The organism is Geovibrio ferrireducens, assembly GCF_026226615.1.
Taxonomy (GTDB): Bacteria; Chrysiogenota; Deferribacteres; order Deferribacterales; family Geovibrionaceae; genus Geovibrio; species Geovibrio ferrireducens.
In genome coordinates this window covers 125,168-144,750 of the sequence record NZ_JAJAPB010000004.1, presented here as the reverse complement: position 1 = coordinate 144,750, position 19,583 = coordinate 125,168, and the positions used below count along the sequence as shown (strand labels likewise).

14 protein-coding genes are annotated in these 19,583 nt (G+C 47.3%); 10 read left to right on the top strand and 4 right to left on the bottom strand.

Features of this window, described 5'->3' with window-relative positions; genetic code table 11:
• Positions 1-88 precede the first annotated feature (88 nt).
• Entirely contained in the window at positions 89-346 is a 258-nt protein-coding gene (locus OSQ85_RS05955; RefSeq protein WP_128467472.1) for a helix-turn-helix domain-containing protein, read from the top strand.
• A gap of 319 nt (positions 347-665) precedes the next feature.
• On the opposite strand, the gene OSQ85_RS05950 is transcribed toward OSQ85_RS05955, so the two are convergent.
• Complete coding sequence (locus OSQ85_RS05950; RefSeq protein WP_265821930.1) at positions 666-2,783, bottom strand: carboxypeptidase-like regulatory domain-containing protein; 2,118 nt, start codon at positions 2,781-2,783, stop codon at positions 666-668.
• Positions 2,784-2,809: 26 nt separating this feature from the next.
• On the bottom strand, positions 2,810-3,508 hold the full coding sequence (locus OSQ85_RS05945; RefSeq protein ID WP_128467470.1) for a Crp/Fnr family transcriptional regulator: 699 nt from the start codon (positions 3,506-3,508) through the stop codon (positions 2,810-2,812).
• 781 nt (positions 3,509-4,289) lie between these two features.
• On the opposite strand from OSQ85_RS05945, the gene acnB reads away from it, so the two are divergent.
• The 9 genes from acnB to OSQ85_RS05900 all read left to right on the top strand — a co-directional run bounded on the left by acnB (position 4,290) and on the right by OSQ85_RS05900 (position 15,783).
• A complete protein-coding gene (gene acnB / locus OSQ85_RS05940; protein WP_265821929.1) occupies positions 4,290-6,845 on the top strand; it encodes a bifunctional aconitate hydratase 2/2-methylisocitrate dehydratase in 2,556 nt (851 codons plus the stop codon).
• 989 nt (positions 6,846-7,834) lie between these two features.
• On the top strand, positions 7,835-8,809 hold the full coding sequence (gene mdh / locus OSQ85_RS05935; protein ID WP_265821928.1) for a malate dehydrogenase: 975 nt from the start codon (positions 7,835-7,837) through the stop codon (positions 8,807-8,809).
• 127 nt (positions 8,810-8,936) lie between these two features.
• On the top strand, positions 8,937-10,154 hold the full coding sequence (gene sucC / locus OSQ85_RS05930) for an ADP-forming succinate--CoA ligase subunit beta (protein WP_265821927.1): 1,218 nt from the start codon (positions 8,937-8,939) through the stop codon (positions 10,152-10,154).
• Positions 10,151-11,032 carry a succinate--CoA ligase subunit alpha gene (gene sucD, locus OSQ85_RS05925; RefSeq protein WP_265821926.1) on the top strand — a complete coding sequence of 294 codons (882 nt, stop codon included), beginning with the start codon at positions 10,151-10,153 and terminating at the stop codon, positions 11,030-11,032. The genes sucC and sucD overlap by 4 nt, the downstream gene beginning before the upstream one ends.
• Before the next feature lie 151 nt (positions 11,033-11,183).
• Positions 11,184-11,381, top strand: a complete 198-nt coding sequence (locus OSQ85_RS05920) for a 4Fe-4S binding protein (protein WP_128467465.1) — start codon at positions 11,184-11,186, stop codon at positions 11,379-11,381.
• A 12-nt stretch (positions 11,382-11,393) separates the two neighbouring features.
• A complete protein-coding gene (locus tag OSQ85_RS05915; protein WP_265821925.1) occupies positions 11,394-12,527 on the top strand; it encodes a 2-oxoacid:acceptor oxidoreductase subunit alpha in 1,134 nt (377 codons plus the stop codon).
• Complete coding sequence (locus tag OSQ85_RS05910; protein WP_265821924.1) at positions 12,527-13,333, top strand: 2-oxoacid:ferredoxin oxidoreductase subunit beta; 807 nt, start codon at positions 12,527-12,529, stop codon at positions 13,331-13,333. The genes OSQ85_RS05915 and OSQ85_RS05910 overlap by 1 nt, the downstream gene beginning before the upstream one ends.
• Positions 13,334-13,346: 13 nt before the next feature.
• Positions 13,347-13,889 carry a 2-oxoacid:acceptor oxidoreductase family protein gene (locus tag OSQ85_RS05905; RefSeq protein ID WP_265821923.1) on the top strand — a complete coding sequence of 181 codons (543 nt, stop codon included), beginning with the start codon at positions 13,347-13,349 and terminating at the stop codon, positions 13,887-13,889.
• Between the two features lie 259 nt (positions 13,890-14,148).
• On the top strand, positions 14,149-15,783 hold the full coding sequence (locus OSQ85_RS05900; protein ID WP_265821922.1) for a PAS domain-containing sensor histidine kinase: 1,635 nt from the start codon (positions 14,149-14,151) through the stop codon (positions 15,781-15,783).
• Here the strand turns inward: OSQ85_RS05900 and OSQ85_RS05895 are convergent.
• Positions 15,758-16,855, bottom strand: a complete 1,098-nt coding sequence (locus OSQ85_RS05895; protein ID WP_265821921.1) for a Fic family protein — start codon at positions 16,853-16,855, stop codon at positions 15,758-15,760. The genes OSQ85_RS05900 and OSQ85_RS05895 overlap by 26 nt on opposite strands.
• 48 nt (positions 16,856-16,903) lie before the next feature.
• Positions 16,904-19,243 carry a PAS domain S-box protein gene (locus tag OSQ85_RS05890; RefSeq protein WP_265821920.1) on the bottom strand — a complete coding sequence of 780 codons (2,340 nt, stop codon included), beginning with the start codon at positions 19,241-19,243 and terminating at the stop codon, positions 16,904-16,906.
• Between the last annotated feature and the right edge of the window lie 340 nt (positions 19,244-19,583).

The following is a 19,583-nucleotide window of genomic DNA, read 5'->3' as shown; positions in this document are numbered from 1 at the left end:
ATTTGCGTAAAATTATAACAAAAAATTATTGTTGATTTTTACGCACAATTTGTGTAATAACAAATATTATTTGTGATTATGGAGGCGGATGGTGTACAGGGAGCTTGAGTGGGAGGAAAAAAGTATAAAAGAGGAACTGGCGAAGATACCGCACGGTTTTTTATCTGTGTCACAGGCGGCTGAGATTCTTCAGGTGAACCCCCTTACTGTTAAAAGATGGATCTGGCGGGTGGAGCTTCCTGCTTGGAATACACGGACAGATGGCAAGGGGCACTGGCGCATAGCGAAACAGAGCATAGCGGAGTTTGTGCAGAAAAGGAATTCAATGAATATAGATTTTTACTGACTTACCGCTTAAAATTTGCCTTCCATGGAAATTTTGTATATACGCTCACGCCCTGTAAGACAGGTCTTCGCTCCGCACGGCGCAGTGTCTTGTCTTGATAATCCAAAATTTGCCTTCCATGGAAATTTTGTATATACGCTCACGCCCTGCAAGACAGGTCTTCGCTCCGCACGGCGCAGCTCCATCCGTGGAGTTGCTATGTCAGAGAGCTGTGAACGTCGCTGTGTCTTTCTGAATCTCATACTTAACATCACACTGTGCATAAGGTAATAAAAGGCGCGCTGCCCGAAGGAGGGCGGACAGCGCGTAAATTTAGGTTTTATTTAAGATAATAACGGCTGCTTTTATGGCATTTACCGCATGAGGTTGGCATTACACTGCTCCATCTCGTGAGAGGTGCGGCCTTTTTCTCTTCCACTCCTCTGAACATGGAATACACATCGGCAGGACACACCACATCACCCACATGAGACACGACATCTCCCTCAATCATTGCTCTTGAGGAGTTCGTCTTATCATCATCATAAGTATAGTCGCCCATCATACCCGTATTCGGCATGTGACAGCTCTGGCATCTGCCCACAGGATTGGACTCATCTAAAGGGTTATAGGCGGCAGTGACCATGCCTGCCTTATCCTTCATATGTTTGATTACCGCTGCGGCAGTCTTGTTCTGCGCCTTGCCTATTCCTGCTGCGCCGACTTCGTAGAGAGGCTTGGCATCACCGTTTAGGAACGTGGGCTGACCGTATCCTGCGCTGAGCAGGGCAATGTCATTTTTGGAGAGGGATGCAAAGCTGCCTGATTCCGCATGACAGGCGAGGCATACCGTATTATTATTAAATTTGGTGTTGCGATAGTTATATTCCTTTCCGTCTATTGACATTTCCCGTCTGTTTTCAGGTCCCTGATAGAGACTGTGCGAGGAGTGACAGGCTGTGCATGTCAGAGGTCTGGTTGTGTTGTTTACATGTACGGAGAGCTCAAACTCATATGACTGCTGCTTGTGGTGTCTGCCGTGCACTCCGTCCCAGCTGAAGAAACCTTTTCCGTTTTCCCACCCGGGCATAAAATCAGCGAGCTTATGGATTCCGGCTATGAAGTTGCCGTGACCCACGGAACCTGCGTATTTATCATTCCACGGATAAAGGAGAGCATTGGCGGGGCTGGCGCTGGCGGGCAGAGCGAGTCCGTGGCAGCGGGCGCATATCTCTCTTTCATCAGTTGCAGTGAGTGCTGCGGGATTGATTATGTGTTTGCTTTTTCCGGGATCTTCAGTGTGCTGTGAGCCGGGTCCGTGACAGTTTTCGCAGCCGACACCGAATTCAAGGAAGTCAAATTCGGAGGTGTAGACCCCTTTTTCCCCGCCGGTTTTTATCTTAATGCCGAGAACATGGCACCCCGCACATGCCTGTGAATACTGCTGCCCCTGATCAACCCATGCGTTCCGGAGATTGCCTGTTCCTTTGGCACGGAAGGCTTGTACAGCGTCGTTCTGGACTGCTTTGGCCGCACCGCCGGCACGTACTGCGCGGAAGGGCTTGAATTTCGGTGAATCAGTTCCAGACTGAGCCACATAAAGCGGAAGCATTATAAAATCCTTATCTGCGCCCGGATAAGGATACATTTCCCAGCTGGAGGTAGCCGGAACATCCTTGAGTTTGGCGAGATAGTGCTGTTTGAATACTCCTACATTCGTGTGCATCTCGTCTGTCCCGGGCATAATGTATTTATCACCCTGTCCGCCGACTGTGGCGGCTATGGGTATAAAAACACCTGTAACACAAGGGTTCTTTCCATTTCCGCCGAACGCGAAGCCTTTGATTCCTTTTTTGGTACATGCGGTTACCGGCACAGGGTCATTGTCGCTGCCGTCAGGGGGAGATGCCGAAACGCCTGTTTTTTTACCGAGCGGATCATTATCCGCTCCCCAGCCGCTCATTGGTTCAATGACATCTTTCTGACCGGGCATTATGATTCGCATATGTGCGGATGCTGAGTGACCGGATGCCATATCGTGGCTTTTATCCATGTCCATATGGCAATCCATGCAGATTTTATTTCCCACATATTCCGCCTTGTCACCCGGTCTGCCGGAAAGCTGAATGTTTCTGAGGGAAGCGGTGTTTATTCCGGCTTCCACCGACATTCTCAGCCCGCCGCGTATGTATTTGCCGTCTGCGGATTTGTCTGTCTGTACAAAGTACTTTGTTCCGGACATAATATTTTTGAAGGTGTAGTTTCCGTTTTTGTCTGTCATTGCTGAGGCAGCAACGGAGTTATCTTTGGCATTAATCAGCTTTACTGTGATTTTTTCAATAGGCTCTCCCGCTGTGTTGACCACTTTGCCCGCTATGGGGTACTGTGCCGCGTAAACGTCAGATGAAAAAATAAAAAGTGCTGCTACGATCAGAATGAAAGCTTTCAGTTTGAACATGCGTAACCTCCTGTTCAGAGAAAAAATTAACTTCGGTAAACATAAAGAGTTTTACCTTCTTTTTTAACCAATCCTGTTTTTCTCAAAGCTTTCATTGTTTTGGTAATGCTTACACGGTGAGCGCCGAGCAGAAATCCAAGCTCTTCGTGGCTGAGATGTATATTGATCTCAAAATGATCACTGTGATTTGTTCCGTGCTCGTTTCCTATATTCAGAAGCAGGTTGTAAAGCTTCTCCTTCAAATCCCTGATCAGCAGATAGCAGTTTCTTGAGCTTAGAAATTCGATATGCTTGCTGAGGTTTTTAACAACATTAAGCCCGATGTTAGGGTTACTCAGCACCAGCTTTTCAAAAGCGTTCTTTGAAAAAGTGCATATGAACGAGTCTTCCACACAGACCGCCGTTCCGGGGTACTCAAAATCGTCCCAGAATATCTGCTCACCCATGAAGTCACCCATTTTTCTTATATCAAGTATCATCTCACTGCCGTTTTCAGAGACCTTGGAGATCTTCACGAGCCCGGCTTTAATCAGGAACATCTGATCCGCAGTATCCCCCTGAGAAAAAACGACTTCGCCCTTTTTGTACTCCTTTCTCACGGCGAAGGAAGCGAGAGAGGATTTCTCATCAGGAGAGAGATTCTGAAAAATCCATGTGCTGCCGATACATGCTTTACTGTGACTGTGGTAACCGGAAATAAAATTGTTGCAAATACAACCTGCCATAAATGAATGCTCCTTAATAAATATGTCTGCTTATCTAATATTTCACTATGTTTGAAATAATCAAATACTTTCTACCTCCTTAAATATACGCAGACAGAGCTTTTTTACAGGTTGCTGCTGTTTAAAGAGAAACATTTTACTGTTTCTCTTTGCAGGCAGAGCTAGTTTTCACGGTTAACCTGTATAAAAATGAAAGCTTTTGAGATGTGCATTTTAAATAAAGTGCAGAAAATTATAGTAGCTTGGACTACAAATTCAAAAATTTTATTATGAATAAAATTTCTCTAATAAAATCCGGTAAAAATTATAAACGCACTATCTTTTTCTTTGTTAAAATACCTGAATGGTTTTAAAATATAATATAAGGCGGTAATTGTTTTACAATTAAAAGGAAAGATGTCGCGAATACTGTTTATCTCCGTTGATGTTCGGTCTGTTTATGAACAATAGGCTCTCATTTCTTCTGATAGTTATTGCAGGTTAAATATGCGTCGTTGTACAAGTAACCGCAGTTTTCATTTGCGTGTGCCCGGTAACGCCTTATATTAAAGGGTTTCGCATTGTATTTACTGGGAGTCTGATTTATGCTTAAGCTTATATATGGCGCATACGAAAATATGTTCTAAAATATTTTGACAAAAAGCGCTCAAAATTGTATACAGAATACAATCTTAAATTATGAACGGTTCCGCTCCGAAAGCTTGCGGGTTCGGAATCATTAATATGAAAATGAGCGGAGCTGAGGCTGCGCAGAGAATACCTCTACTAAGGAGAAATATTTATGATGCAAGACTATCTTAAGCATGTTGAAGAAAGAAAGGCTCAGGGGATACCTCCTCTTCCTCTGTCGCCCGAATTTACCGCAGAAGTGTGTAAAATGCTGGAAAATCCGGCGAAGGAGCAGGCGGATTTCCTTAAGGAACTTATAGTTAACCGTGTTTCTCCCGGTGTTGACCCCGCTGCGGAAGTCAAGGCAGCTTGGCTTGAAAGAGTCGCCAAAGGCGCTGTGAAATGCCCCGTAATCACAAAAAAAGATGCTGTGTTCTTCCTCGGAACAATGCTCGGCGGCTACAACGTAAAACCCCTTGTGGATCTTCTCACTGACGCCGAACTCGGTGCTGATGCCGCCGAAGCTCTTAAACAGACCATACTCATTTACGGCTCTTTTGAAGATGTGCTTGCTCTTTCCAAGTCCAACGCCAATGCCAAGGCTGTTATTCAGTCATGGGCGGATGCTGAGTGGTTCACATCCAAGCCCGAATTTCCCAGATCATTCAAGTTGAAAATATTTAAAGCAGACGGCGAAACAAACACGGACGATTTTTCCCCCGCTAAACACGCGTGGAGCCGTCCGGACATTCCGCTGCATGCTCTCGCCATGGGTGAAACCTCATGGCCTCAGGGGAACGCCACCATTGACAAATTCCGTGCGGAAGGCTTTGAAGTCGGCTTCGTGGGCGATGTTGTGGGTACTGGTTCATCCAGAAAATCCGCATGCAACTCTGTTATGTGGAAAATCGGTCAGGATATACCCTTTGTTCCCAATAAAAGGCGCGGCGGCGTAATACTCGGCGGCGTAATAGCCCCCATTTTCTTCAACACCACTGAGGATTCCGGCGGTCTGCCCATCACCTGCGATGTGAACAGCATCAAAACAGGCGACCTTATAACTGTTGATACAGAAAAATGCGAAGTCAGGGACGAGGCCGGCAAGGTTATTTCCACCTTTAAGCTTACCCCCTCCACTATAAAAGACGAGTACAGGGCGGGCGGACGTCTTAACCTTATAATCGGCCGCCAGCTTACCGCAAAAGCCCGCAAAGCACTCGGTCTTCCTGAAAGCACAGTCTTCACCGCAACGGTAAATCCTGTTCCCAAAAAAGGTCAGGGCTTCACGCTTGCGCAGAAAATTATCGGAAAAGCATGCGGAGTGGAAGGCGTTCTTCCCGGAACCGCTTGCGAGCCCGTAATGACAACTGTCGGCTCTCAGGACACCACCGGACCGATGACAAGGGATGAAATCACAGAGCTTGCCTGCCTTGAGTTTCAGGCGTCTATGTTCATGCAGTCCTTCTGCCACACTGCCGCTTACCCCAAGAAAGCCGATGTGGCTATGCACAAATCTCTCCCCGATTTCGTCACCTTAAGAAAAGGCGTGGCGCTTCGCCCCGGTGACGGTGTTATCCACTCATGGCTTAACAGGCTTCTTCTTCCCGATACTCTGGGAACAGGCGGCGACTCTCACACACGCTTCCCTATAGGGCTTTCTCTCCCTGCGGGCTCAGGTCTTGTCGCTTTTGCGGGCGCTCTCGGCTTTATGCCTCTTGATGTTCCCGAATCCGTGCTTGTGAAGTTCAAGGGCAAGTTCAACCCCGGCATAACTCTCAGGGACGCAGTAAACGCTATCCCCTACTGGGCGATCAAGCAGGGGCTGCTTACTGTTCCCAAGCAGAATAAAAAGAACATTTTCAACGGACGCATTCTTGAGATGGAAGGTCTGCCGGATCTTACAGTTGAGCAGGCGTTTGAACTCACTGATGCTACAGCGGAAAGATCAGCCGCCGGCGGTACGATAAAGCTCAGCGAGAAGTCTGTTTCCGGTTTTCTCAGAAGCAACATAGCGCTGATGAAAAAGATGATTGCGGCAGGGTACAGGCATGCGGACACGCTGAAAAAACGCATTGAGGACGCTGAAAAATGGCTTGCCAATCCCGTTCTTCTTGAAAGAGACGAAAACGCCGAATATGCGGCTGTTATAGAAATCGACCTTGCCGAAATCACTGAGCCGATTCTCGCATGCCCCAACGACCCTGACGATGTTAAGCTTCTCAGCGAAGTCGCGGGGAACAAAATAGATGAGATCTTTATCGGTTCCTGCATGACTAACATAGGTCACTTCCGCGCCGCAGGTAAAATCTGGGAAGGCGCAGCTTATCCCAAAACAAAAATATGGCTCACTCCTCCGACACTTATGGATCAGATGCAGCTTATGGAAGAGGGCTACTACTCAATCTACGCCAGCGTGGGCGCAAGAACGGAGATTCCCGGCTGCTCACTCTGCATGGGCAATCAGGGGCGTGTACAGCCCAAGGCTCATGTTCTTTCAACATCAACAAGGAACTTCCCCAACCGTATAGGGGATGAGTCTCAGGTTTACCTCGGATCTGCGGAACTTACGGCAGTGACCGCTCTTATGGGCGAGCTTCCCACCCCGGCGGAATACCTCATGCTGTATAAAAGCAAAATTGAGCCGAAACAGGCTGAGGTGTACAAATACCTCGAATTCGACAAAATGGGGGATTTTGAACTCTCATACATCGAAAGAGTGGCATTCTAAAAGGATTTTGATACAGGGGGCTCTTGGGAGCCCCCTTTTTTTTGCGGCACAAAACAGTGATGCGTCACTCTGAGCAGAGCGAAGAGTCTCAGGTTCTGTTAAATGAGAGATTCTTCACTGCGTTCAGAATGACCGCAGGGGGAATCGTTTTTCCATCTTTTTGGGTGTGTATTTTGTGTCTTGCCGCATGGCGCAGTAATGCTGTCAGCGTCACTCTGAGCAGAGCGAAGAGTCTCAATGTTCTGTTTAATGATAGATTCTTCACTGCGTTCAGAATGACCTCCGGGAAAACATGTGTATTTTGTGCTTTTTTCTTATGGCGCAGTGATGTTGTGATGCGTCACTCTGAGCAGAGCGAAGAGTCTCAATATTCTGTTAAATGAGAGATTCTTCACTGCGTTCAGAATGACGGCAGGGGGAGTCGTTTTGTTATTTCGTTATGCTTCAAATGCATTTATGTTCATAAAATAGTGTTTGATAAATTCGATAGATAAAAGTGATATGCGTATTTGAATAATCAATCAGCAGATCGGTGAAAGCAATCCTAAGCCCGCTAACAGAATGCGGCGGAGGTCATCTGGAAATTTTTAAACCGATATATCGAAAAATAAGCAAAAAGGCACTCCTGTGCTATTTGTTCTGAAAAAGCGTATTTTCAAGGGTTCTGAAATGTCGTGAACCATGAGCTATTTTTTTTGTCACTTATTATATGCAAAAAAATCTATTTTTAGCTTTATCAAATTTAAAAAATGTTTTATTATCGGCGTTGCCAATAATACTTGACAAAAATCCGTGTATAATTATAACTGTATACAGTATACATCAGAAAGGGGTTCTAAAAACGCTTTTCCGGTGTGAGTGCGCGGTAACGAAAACGGACTTTTATAGGGCAGGTTCAGAAAAACTGCTGATTATAGTCTTAAAAGCGTGTACTATGAAGAGATTGGAGCTTCGATGCTCTGAAATTATAACTTAAACAGGAGTTTGATATGTGCTTTACCAGACCTAAAATAGCCCTCATAGGCGGCGGCCAGATCGGCGGCGTTCTCGCTCAGCTCAGCGCTCTTAAAGAGCTCGGTGATGTTGTTCTCTTCGATATAGTTGAGGACATGCCTCAGGGTAAAACCCTTGATATAGCTGAAGCTTCCAGAGTGGATGGCTTTGATGCATGCCTCATGGGAACAAACGACTACAAAGACATAGCAGGCGCAAACATAGTTATCGTTACCGCAGGCCTCCCCAGAAAACCCGGAATGAGCAGAGACGACCTGCTTACAACAAACGCTAACATCATCAAAAGCGTTGCCGAAAACATCAAAAAATATGCTCCCGATTCATATGTAATAGTTATCTCCAACCCGCTTGACGCTATGGTCACTCTTATGCAGAAAGTGACAGGTTTCCCCGCAGAAAGAGTTATCGGCCAGGCCGGTGTTCTTGACTCCTCAAGGTTTGCTTCCTTCATCGCATGGGAACTCGGCGTATCCGTTAAAGACGTAAACGCCATGGTTCTCGGCGGTCACGGCGACACAATGGTTCCCCTTGTTCGCTATGCAAACGTAAACGGCTGCCCCGTTATGGAGCTCCTTGAGAAAAAATACAACGACAAAGCCAAAGCCAAAGAAGTTATGGTTGCAATGGTTGAAAGAACAAAACAGGCTGGCGGCGAAGTCGTGAAACTTCTTAAAACAGGTTCAGCGTTCTATTCTCCCGCTTCCTCTGCAATCCAGATGGCAGAAGCCATTCTGAAAGATGAGAAAAGAGTTCTGCCCGTATGCGCACTTCTCAAAGGCGAATACAGCGTGGATAACCTCTATGTGGGCGTGCCTGTTGTTCTCGGCAAAAACGGCGTTGAAAAAATTATCGAACTCGATCTTGATGCTGAAGAGCAGGCTCTGATGGATAATTCTGTCAATGCAGTAAAAGATCTTGTTGAGGCTATGACACGCCTCGGTTTCCTTTAGAATAACTGTTATATTTTAAGGCTATATTAACATGGCTCACCAATTAAGGCTTGAAGTTAGCATTGGTTTGGAATACTATTTTCGTGTTTTAAGCCCGAAGTAAAACAAAACAGCTGGAAGGTGAGCCATGTATTTACACGAATTTCAGGCTAAGGGTCTTCTCCGCGAGTACGGTCTTCCCGTACCGGACGGAGGAGTAGCATCCACAGCCAGCGACGCGCTTCGCGTTGCAAAAGAGTTGAAAGGAGAAAAATGGGTCATTAAGGCTCAGGTACACGCAGGCGGAAGGGGAAAAGCCGGCGGTGTTAAGATTGTTCAGTCATTCTCGGATGTCTATGATGAGGCAACCCACATGCTCGGTATGAAGCTGGTTACACACCAGACCGGGGAAGAGGGTAAAATCGTCCGCAGGATTCTCGTTGAGAAGGCGACTAACATCAAACAGGAAATCTACCTGAGCTTCATGGTCGACAGAGATAACGAGCAGCACATCTTAATAGCAAGCGCAGAAGGCGGAACAGAGATTGAAACTCTCGCTGAAAGCAGACCGGACGCTATTATAAAGGAGAAACTCTCCGCTATAAAAGCCATGGGCTTCTATCAGGGAAGGAAAATTGCCAAAAAACTTGGGCTTAAAGGCAATCTTCTCAATAAGTTTTCCGCGGTTGTGGTTAAGCTGCATCAGGTCTTCATGGATTATGACTGCATGCTGCTTGAGATAAACCCCCTTGTTGTAAACAGTGACAATGAAATCGTCTGCCTTGACGCAAAAATCACTGTGGACGACAACGCACTCTTCCGTCACTCCAAGATAGAAGAGATGAAGGACTACGGCGAAATGGAGCCTCAGGAAGTAAGGGCATCCATTTACGACCTGTCATACGTGAGCATGGAAGGCAATATCGGCTGCATGGTAAACGGAGCCGGTCTTGCTATGGCCACTATGGACATCATCAAGTCCTTCGGCGGACAACCCGCAAACTTCCTGGACGTTGGCGGCGGAGCGGACGAAAACAAGGTAAGGGAGGCTTTCAGAATCATCCTTACCGACCCGAATGTGAAGGTTATCTTCGTGAATATTTTCGGTGGTATTGTCCGCTGCGACTTAATAGCCAAAGGCGTTCTTAAGGCAGCAAACGAGGTTCCGGGCGATAAGCACGTGGTACTCAGACTTGACGGCACAAACGTTGCTGAAGGCAAAAAAATCATCAACGAAGAAGCCAAAGCATCAGGACTGAATATCTACGCCGCAGACACGATGGCAGACGCCGCCCAGCTTGCCGTCAAACTTGCGAACGAACCCGCACCCGATGCTCCTGCAAGGAAGAAAGGGGGTAACAAATGAGCATACTTATAAATAACAGAACCAAGGTGATTGTACAGGGCCTTACAGGCAGTCAGGGAAGATTCCACGCAGCCAAAATGAAAGAATACGGAACCAACATCGTAGCCGGTGTCGTTCCGGGCAAAGGCGGAGAAAGTGTAGACGGCACTCCGGTGTTTGACACCATAGAAGAAGCGGTGAGAGCAACAGGAGCCAATGCGTCTATCATCTATGTTCCGCCCGCGTATGCTGCTGACTCCATTATGGAAGCGGTGGATGCGAACCTTGATGTTTGTGTGTGCATTACCGAAGGCATACCCGTGAGGGACATGCTTGCGGTTAAGAGAATGATAAAAACCACAGGTTCAAGGACAATGCTCATAGGCCCCAACTGCCCCGGTGTAATCACACCCGGCGAATGCAAGATGGGGATTATGCCCGGTGAAATACATACTCCCGGAACAGTGGGAATTATTTCAAAATCAGGCACACTGACTTACGAAGCCGTTAAGCAGGTAAGCGCATACGGTCTCGGTCAGTCAACTTGTGTGGGAATAGGCGGAGATCCTGTTATAGGTCTTAAATATATCGACCTGCTGGAAATGTTTGAGTACGACGCGCAGACGGAGCTTGTGGTTCTGATCGGCGAAATCGGCGGCCAGGCAGAAGTTAAGGCAGGGGAATGGATTAAAAACAACTTTACGAAGCCCGTAGTCAGCTTCATAGCCGGACAGACCGCGCCCAAAGGTAAAAGAATGGGACACGCGGGAGCAATAATCTCCGGCGGAGACGACACGGCGGCCTCCAAAATGAAAAGGCTTGCCGAGTGCGGTGTTCATGTTGTGGAGTTACCTTCGGACATCGGTAAAAAAGTTGCTGAGGTTCTTGGAAAAATTTAGAAATAAAAGGCCGTCCGTATGGGGTATGCGGACGGCCTAAATATAAAAGTAGAGGATACGTACCGGAACCCGATCTCAGCGGCTCAGGGAAGGCTGCGTATTCTGAATGCGGCAGATTGATAAGTTGCCGCAATTACAAAAGGAGAAGTTAATGGGTAAGGCAGAAAGCATTAACATTATTGTAGAGTACTGCAAAGGTTGCGAAATCTGCGTGGAACTCTGTCCTACCAAAGTCCTTGATATGAAGGACTTTAAAGCGCATGTCGCCGACCTTGACAAGTGCATAGCTTGCATGCAGTGCGAGCTTAGGTGTCCCGACTTTGCAATCGAAGTTTATAAAAAAGGCTAACAGGAGGAATTTGTGGCTAGAGAAATTAGATTCCTTCAAGGAAACGAAGCAGTATGTGAAGGTGCCCTTTATGCGGGCTGCAGATTTTATGCAGGCTACCCTATTACGCCTTCAACCGAAATTGCAGAAGGTCTTTCGGCTTCACTGCCCAAGGTAGGCGGACGCTTCATCCAGATGGAAGACGAACTTGCTGCTATGGCAGCGACAATAGGCGGCTCAATCGCAGGTAAAAAATCACTGACGGCAACATCAGGCCCCGGTATGTCCCTTAAAATGGAAAACCTCGGCTATGCGTATCTTACAGAGGTGCCCTGTGTTATCGTTAACGTTATGAGAGGCGGCCCTTCAACAGGTCTTCCCACAGGACCCGGTCAGTCCGACGTTATGCAGGCTAAATGGGGAACTCACGGAGACCACCCCGCAATAGTCCTCACTCCTTCAACAGTACAGGAGCAGCTTAACGAAACAGTGCGCGCATTCAACCTCTCAGAAAAGTACAGAATGCCCGTAATCGTTCTCACTGATGAAATTATCGGTCACATGAGGGAAGCCATCGAAATTCCCGAACCCGGCGAGCTTGAGGTCATTGACCGCAAGAGACCCACATGCGATCCGAAAGACTATAAACCCTACAGACCCGACGCAGACCTCGTACCCCCGATGGCTGATTTCGGCTCAGGCTACAGATACCACATCACCGGTCTTAACCACGCTGAAGACGGTTTCCCCTCCAACAACGGTAAAATGGCTCAGGCCGATGAAATCCGTCAGGAAAACAAAGTAATGCACCACTATGACGACATAGTGAAGGTAGAAGAGTTTGAGTGCTCAGATGCGGAAATCATCATTTTCGCATACGGCAGCTCAGCCCGTTCCGCTAAAGAAGCCGTTATCAAGGCAAGAGCCGAAGGCATAAAAGCCGGTCTTTTCAGACCCCTTACCCTGTGGCCTTTCCCTGAGAAACATCTTGAGAAATATGTCGGCAAAGCCAAAAAGTTCATCGTTCCTGAGCTCAACCTCGGTATGATGAAGTTTGAGGTCGACAGAGTCGTGAAAGGACAGGCGAATGTTGTGGGAATCAATAAAATTGACTCCGACCCGATTACGCCCGTTGAGATCATCGATGAAATCAGGAGGGCTAAGTAATGGCTTACGATTACAGCAAATACCTCAGATCAGGTAAAATCCCCCATATATGGTGCCCCGGCTGCGGCTACGGCATAATTATGAAGTCCCTCATCAGGGCGATAGATGCCACAGGTCTCAACAAGGACGAAATAGTCCTTACCTCAGGCATAGGCTGCGCAAGCCGTCTCCCCGGCTACATGGACTTCAACACCCTGCACACAACACACGGACGCTCACTGGCTTTCGCCACAGGCGTGAAAGTGGCAAACCCCAAGCTGAAAGTTATCGCTCTCGGCGGTGACGGCGACATGACAGCCATAGGCGGAAACCACTTTATCCATGCGTGCAGAAGAAACATTGACATAACATGCTTTGTTTTCAACAACTATATATACGGAATGACAGGCGGTCAGTACTCACCTACCACGCCTAAAAACTCCAGAGCTACAACCGCACCTTACGGCAACGCGGACAACCAGTTTGATATAGCACAGCTCGCAATAGGCGCAGGCGCAACCTTCGTTGCAAGAACGACTACTTACCACGCTGTTCCTATGGAAAAGCTTATCAAACAGGCTCTTGACCACAAAGGCTTCAGCGTTGTGGAAATCATGGCCGGCTGCCCCACAGGCTACGGACGTAAAAACAAACAGGGCTCACCCGCAAACATGATCCTCTGGCAGAAAGAGAACGCGATTCCCGCTAACAAAGCCAAGGAAATGAGCGCGGAAGAGATGGAAGGCAAATTCGCCATCGGTGTTCTGCATGAAGTTCAGAAACCTGAGTACGTCGAAGCTTACGACGCTCAGGTCGGTTTGAAGTAAGGAGTGATTGAAAATGGCTAGAAGTGAGATAAGACTTAGCGGTTCCGGCGGACAGGGTATGATTACTGCCGGTATTATCCTTGCCATGGCTGCTTCCGTTTACGAAGGCAAAAAAGCCATTCAGTCCCAGTCATACGGACCTGAAGCAAGAGGCGGAGCAAGCAAGGCAGAGGTTATCATCAGTGATGATGCGATATACTACCCCAAAGTAATGTACCCTGATGTTGTAGTGGCTCTGACTCAGGAAGCTGCTGATAAATACTGCAAAGACCTGAAAGACACCGGTCTTCTCATAGTAGACAACCTTATGGTTAAAAAGGCTCCCGAAGGGAAGTTCAAAGTTGTCGGCCTCGATATAATCGTGACCGCTGCTGAGAAAGTCGGCAAAGCTATGGTTGCAAACGTTGTAACCCTCGGCGCGCTTAACACTTTCTGCAACCTTGTTGACCCTGCTACCCTTGAGAAAGCGGTTCTCAGCCGTGTTCCCAAAGGAACAGAAGAGCTTAACAGAAAAGCACTCGCTGCGGGCGCAGAACTCGCCAAAGCGGCAATGTAAAATTACACAGGCTCATGCCTTAAGAGGGGTGTCTTCGGACACCCCTCTTTTTTTCTTGAAATTCCGGACTCATCTCTTATTTTGTAATCGGCATGCATTCTTTTCATTTCTGTTTTAATTTGAAATCGGAATTACCTCCTTGTCATAAAATGTTTTTATGAAGTACAAAAAATTCATTATATGCAATTGAAAAACCTGTACATCAGGTATAATGTTGTTATAATAATGTGAAATCAGCTTTCGGGAAGGATCATTTTTAATGATTGGTGAAAATTGTTCTTCAGGCAGCAATGCTGCTCTGCTTATTTCTATACTTGATTCAATAGGTAAGGGTATCCTTGTTTTTAACGGCAGGGTTATTTACTCCAACTCCATTGCCGAAACTTCTCTGGGTTATCCTGCCGGAAGCCTTGAGGGCAAAGACCCCAGCGAAATTTTCCCTGTAGATTCAAAACTTTTGAGTTCATGCCTTTTCGAGGAGATCTATGACTGTGAGATGGCAGGCGAGTTCAATTTTCAGACCGCTTCCGGCGCTCTTATTGCTCTTAAAGGTGAGATCAAAAGCATAGATTTCGAAGGAAAGAATGCCTGTATGGTGATATTCGACCCTAATACTTCTCTGGACAGGCAGGTTAAAAAACTTGCGGAAACTGAGCAGCTTTTCCGCATTCTGACCGAAAATTCATTCGCCGGAATCTACATTTATAAAGATAAGTATATCTACGCCAACCCTGAATACCTCTCCAAGACAGGCTACACGATGGAAGAACTCAAGCAGATGACTCCGTGGGAGATTGTGCATGAGGACGACAGGCGGTTTGTTAAGGAAAATGTTCTCCGCAGACTGGCCGGAGAGGTTTTTGATCAGAAGTATCACGAACGCAAAATAATTACAAAATCAGGTGAAATCCGCACTGTCCGCGTAGCTACCAACACCGTTATGATTGACGGCGAGTTCGCGGGGATAGGCAGCACAATAGATATATCAGACCTTAAAGAACTCCAGAACAGCCTTGAGGAAAAGGTAAGGGAAGAGACCATCAAACGTTACGAGCAGGAACAGCTTCTTGTTCAGCAGTCAAAACTGGCGGAGATGGGCGCTATGCTCCGTTCCATCGCACACCAGTGGAAACAGCCTCTCAGTGCTGTCAGCATGCTTTTGCAGGATCTGGTGCGTACATACGATGCCGGAGGGCTGGATAAGGAATATATCGACTGGGTGCATAATACTTCCACTGAGCAAATCTCCTATATGACGGAAACTGTTAAGGATTTTATGGATTTCCTCCGCCCGTCGAAGGAGAGGAGCCTGTTTACCATTGAGGATGCCCTCTGGCCGACATTGAAAATTTTCTCGCATCAGGCTATTTCCCATGACCTCCGTATAGAGATGAAGTGCGACTGGAAAAAAGGGAAAAACGGCTCAGATGTGAAGCACGTGAAGAATATCGGCAGCCCCAACGTGCTTATAGATTGTGAGAACTGCGGACGCAGCGATGTGCACATAGAGGGTTACAGAAATGAGTTTATGCAGGTTCTGCTGAATATATTCAACAATGCAAAGGATGCCATAGAATCATCAAAAAAACAGGGCAGGCTCACTGAAAGCGGCAGAATATGCGTACACATAGGCGACAGTAACGGGCGTATCTCCATAGATATAGAAGACAACGGCGGCGGAATCCCTGAGCATCTTCTCAATAAAATATTTGATCCTTACTTCACCACCAAAAGCTCCGAACACGGCTCAGGAATCGGGCTGTACATGGTGCGGGCAATTGTGGAGAACAGCATGGGGGGAAAAGTCTGTGTGCGTAACGGAGAGTCAGGCGCTGTTTTCAGCATCATACTGGACAGACACGCGAAGTCTATCTCTGCGGCAGGTTCCTGTTAAGCTCAAAGCCGCCTTCGAGCCTGAAAATTATTCCTGTATCAGCGAGATTCCTTAAATCTCCCTCTCTCTCCTCCGCTGAGTCGGTTTCGTAGAGCCCGGAGAAAATCCTGTTTCTGAAAAGCTCCTCCTCTGAGACAGTTCTGTCCGCTTCCAGAAGTGCGTGAAGCAGTCGGTACTGGCGCTCTGTAATTTTATTTTCAGATTTAAGCCATTCAAAGAAGTCCTTCACGGCGCTTATTCTTAATCCGGCAAGCAGAATATCGGTCACTGTCACAAATGATCTGCAAACCCCTTCCAGAAAAAAGCATATAAACGGCGTAAGGTCAAAGCCGCCTGTCTTTTCGCTTTTGCGGAAGCTGCGGTAATATTCGGTTCTGTTCTCTTTGTAGTAAATGCCTATGGAGCGGTAAAGGTATCTGTAGCCGGCTTTTTTAAGAATCGCAGCCTCAACGCTGCGCGCAGTGCGGCCGTTTCCGTCACCGAACGGGTGAATAAGGCTGAGGTGGTAATGAGCCAGACATGCGCGTATGAGCGGGTGAACTGATTTCTGCTCTGTATTGAACCAGTCGCAGAACTCCTTTACCAATCGGGCAATATCCCTTTCCGGCGGCGCAAAGTACTTAATGTCCGCCGCCTTGGTCCTGAAACTGCCCGGAATATTCCCTTCGGTGCGCACATCAAATGTGATGTGCATGTGCAGACGCTTTATGAAGTCCGGGGTGAGTATAAAAGGCTCAGGGGAGGGGACAATTGAGTCAATCAGCCCGTAGACTATCCGCAGGTTGGCAAGTGCTTTTTCCGCTGCGGGGCGGTGGTAGCTGTCCTGAAGGATGCGCAGAAGGTGGAGTGCATCCTCGCTTTTGATGTTGTTCTTCTGCACAGTGAGGGATGAGTAAATGCATCTGCCGCAAAGGTCGTCCAGAAAAGGGTATGCATATGGCGTGACAGGCAGTCCGCTGAGAACGGCAAAGCGTGCGTCAGCCTCTTTCAGCAGGGGAGCTGCGGCCTTCTCATCATATTTCCCGCTGAAAGTTATACGCTCAAACCGTTCGGTTATTATCTGCCTTATCATCCGCCCCCCGTGTAAATGAGTACAAGTCTCTAATTATAACAGAAAAAACTAAACTTCCCGCGAGGCTTTTTTCAGGCGCAGGGTGAAAACTGCGCCGCTGTCTTCATTATCAGCGTATATGCTGCCGTGCATGTGGGTTTCTGTGATTAATTTCGATATATAAAGCCCTATGCCTGTTCCGCTGTTCCCTTTTGTGGTGAAGTATGATTTGAAAATACTGTCCTTAACATTTTCCGGTATGCCGCCGCCGTTGTCTTTTATTCTGATGATCACTTCCTGAGCGGTTTCCGCGCAGCTTACATGAATCAAGCCTCCGGAAGCCCCTCCTGAATGGGCAGTAATGGCATCCTTTGCATTGGCAAGAAGATTGAGTATAACCTGCTTAAACTCATTTCTGGAGCCGTGGACGGGGGTGTCAGCGGCGCAGGTGAGTTGGTGACGTATTTCGATTCTGCTGTTGGCGTAATGCACAGAGACGAGGTCTATTATCTCCTCCAGAGCGGAGACAGGCTCAAATCTGTCATCAGTGCGGCCGGGTTTGAAAAAGTTCCGGAAATCCTTCTCTGTCTGAGACATGAAATCAAGCTGGCTCATTATGGCCGCTGTGTACTCACGCAGGTTTTCAGCGTTCAGATCACTGCTTTTAAATTCCGATTCGATAAGCTGGCTGAACATCCCCACAGCGTTCAGCGGCTGCTGCCACTGGTGGGTTATTACCCCTATCATTTCACCGAGAGCAGCCATTTTTGACTGCTGAATGAGCATCGCCTCCTGCTCAATCTGTTTGTTGTGGAGTTCACTGAGCTCAGTAATATCAGACGCGGTGATAAGTGTTACCGGATCATGGTCTGTCTTGGGCACGGCAACGCTGATGGTGAGTATTTTTTCCCTGCCGGAAGGGAGTGTAAATCTGTATTCCATTCTTGTCGTAGGCGTTTTTGATCTTAAGGCATCACAGAGGGCTTCAGCATCGCTGCTGTTTAAAATCTCAGGATAGGCATCCGTAAAAAGACTGCCTGCGCCTGTTGTCCTGCGTCCGAATATTTTCTCGAACTCAGGGTTCACCATCTCAACCCGGCAGTCGCCGTCCAGAACGCATATACCGACATTAGCCGAAAGCAGTATGGAGCTGAGAAGTTTTTCATGCTTTTCTATGCGTTCTGCCGTGCGGATCTTTTCTGTCTGGTCGTGGTGTATGCCGTTTATTCTGTATGGTTTTCCGTTTGAGTCAAAATCGTATGAATATATGGAGGTGATGATCCGCTCCTCACCGCCGGGCTGTATTATTCTGAAACTGAATTCCCTTTCCGGGGTATATCCGAACAGGGCTTCAAGCCATTCTCTCACCTTATCGCGGTCTTCCGGATGGGTGGCGGTGAGAATTTCCTTTACAGTCGGTGCTTCCGGTCTGCGCTCTATTCCGAAGATGGCAAACGCCTCATCAGTCCAGTAGCCGCGTCTGGTTCGCATATCACGCATCCAGCCGCCCATTCTGGCGACTTTCTGCGTTTTTTTAAGCAGGTCTCTGTTCTCTTTGAGGCGGATGTAGGCTGTACGGAGCTTCTCCGTACGTTTGCGCACTGTGGCCTCAAGCGCCTGATTGGATTCCTCCAGAAGCTCATGCAGACGTTCCTGTTCGGTTATGTCTGTTTTAATGCCGATGTAGCGTACTATTTCACCGTTTTCAATTATTGGGGCAATTTTGGCATCTTCTATGTATTTGGAGCCGTCTTTCTTTTTATTGATGAACTTGCCTGTCCACACCCTGCCGCTTCTGATCGTCTGCCAGAGATCCTTATAAAACTCTCTGTCATGCTCGCCGGATTTGAGTGCATTAAATCCGAGGCCTATTATCTCCTCCCGTGAAAATCCGGTAAGCTCTTTGAAAAACGGGTTAACATATTCTATGGTTCCGTTTCTGTCTGTAACTGCAATTGATATAGGGCTCTGTTCGACAGTGGCGTAAAATGTACGGAGCATGCGGACATTGTCGCAGTACAGGTCGGAGTGAGCAGCACTGACCAGATTGTCCGCAAGGCATCCCTGAGTGAGGGTGGAGACATAAGCGGCAGCGGATTTAAGTCTGCCCGGTTCAATATCGCTTTCGGAGTAAACAGCAGAGAAGATTTTCGGAAAATTATCAATTTCTGTGGAATTTATGGCGAATATCCCGCCGTTTTTTGTCCGCAGAATACCTTTTATTATGTTATCCGCCCCGGCCTTCGCAAAAACTGCCGGGAGCATTTCGGCAAATGTATTACCGTCAGCTTTTACGAGGATTTCCCCGTCAGCACCGTGTACGCTGGCAGGGAAGCCTGAAAAATCCGAAAACTGCTCCAGCTGCTTTTTCAGTTTGTCCGTATTCACAAGTTCATTTAAATTAGCCATTCAACATCGCAGAAATTGGTTATTTTTTTGATAGATATAGTTCAGAACTATTAGTTTAGGAAGTTATTTATTTTTTTAAAGGGTATATTTGTAAAAGTTATCGTACTGCGGATCGTATAAAATCCTTTGCTTTTTCTTCATATAGTTTTACACTCCTGCTGGATTATTTTGTTATTTGAAGTCTGCGGTCTCCTGACGGCGGGCTGCGGCATAAACCGGGATCGGGAATACGATTTATATAAGCTCACAAACTTCCATGGAAGGAAGTCCGCCGTGCGAAGCTGGAACTTGCCTGATGTGCATGGAGGCACACGCGGAGTGCGTACCGCAGCGTATGCGG

Excerpts from the sequence above, each read along its gene's own strand:
- OSQ85_RS05920 (WP_128467465.1), top strand. The coding sequence starts at position 11,184 with ATGGGTAAGGCAGAAAGCATTAACATTATTGTAGAGTACTGCAAAGGT.
- mdh (WP_265821928.1), top strand. The coding sequence starts at position 7,835 with ATGTGCTTTACCAGACCTAAAATAGCCCTCATAGGCGGCGGCCAGATC.
- OSQ85_RS05955 (WP_128467472.1), top strand. The coding sequence starts at position 89 with ATGGTGTACAGGGAGCTTGAGTGGGAGGAAAAAAGTATAAAAGAGGAA.
- sucC (WP_265821927.1), top strand. The coding sequence starts at position 8,937 with ATGTATTTACACGAATTTCAGGCTAAGGGTCTTCTCCGCGAGTACGGT.
- OSQ85_RS05910 (WP_265821924.1), top strand. The coding sequence starts at position 12,527 with ATGGCTTACGATTACAGCAAATACCTCAGATCAGGTAAAATCCCCCAT.
- OSQ85_RS05905 (WP_265821923.1), top strand. The coding sequence starts at position 13,347 with ATGGCTAGAAGTGAGATAAGACTTAGCGGTTCCGGCGGACAGGGTATG.
- OSQ85_RS05890 (WP_265821920.1), bottom strand. The coding sequence starts at position 19,243 with ATGGCTAATTTAAATGAACTTGTGAATACGGACAAACTGAAAAAGCAG.
- OSQ85_RS05945 (WP_128467470.1), bottom strand. The coding sequence starts at position 3,508 with ATGGCAGGTTGTATTTGCAACAATTTTATTTCCGGTTACCACAGTCAC.
- OSQ85_RS05900 (WP_265821922.1), top strand. The coding sequence starts at position 14,149 with ATGATTGGTGAAAATTGTTCTTCAGGCAGCAATGCTGCTCTGCTTATT.
- sucD (WP_265821926.1), top strand. The coding sequence starts at position 10,151 with ATGAGCATACTTATAAATAACAGAACCAAGGTGATTGTACAGGGCCTT.
- OSQ85_RS05895 (WP_265821921.1), bottom strand. The coding sequence starts at position 16,855 with ATGATAAGGCAGATAATAACCGAACGGTTTGAGCGTATAACTTTCAGC.
- acnB (WP_265821929.1), top strand. The coding sequence starts at position 4,290 with ATGATGCAAGACTATCTTAAGCATGTTGAAGAAAGAAAGGCTCAGGGG.
- OSQ85_RS05950 (WP_265821930.1), bottom strand. The coding sequence starts at position 2,783 with ATGTTCAAACTGAAAGCTTTCATTCTGATCGTAGCAGCACTTTTTATT.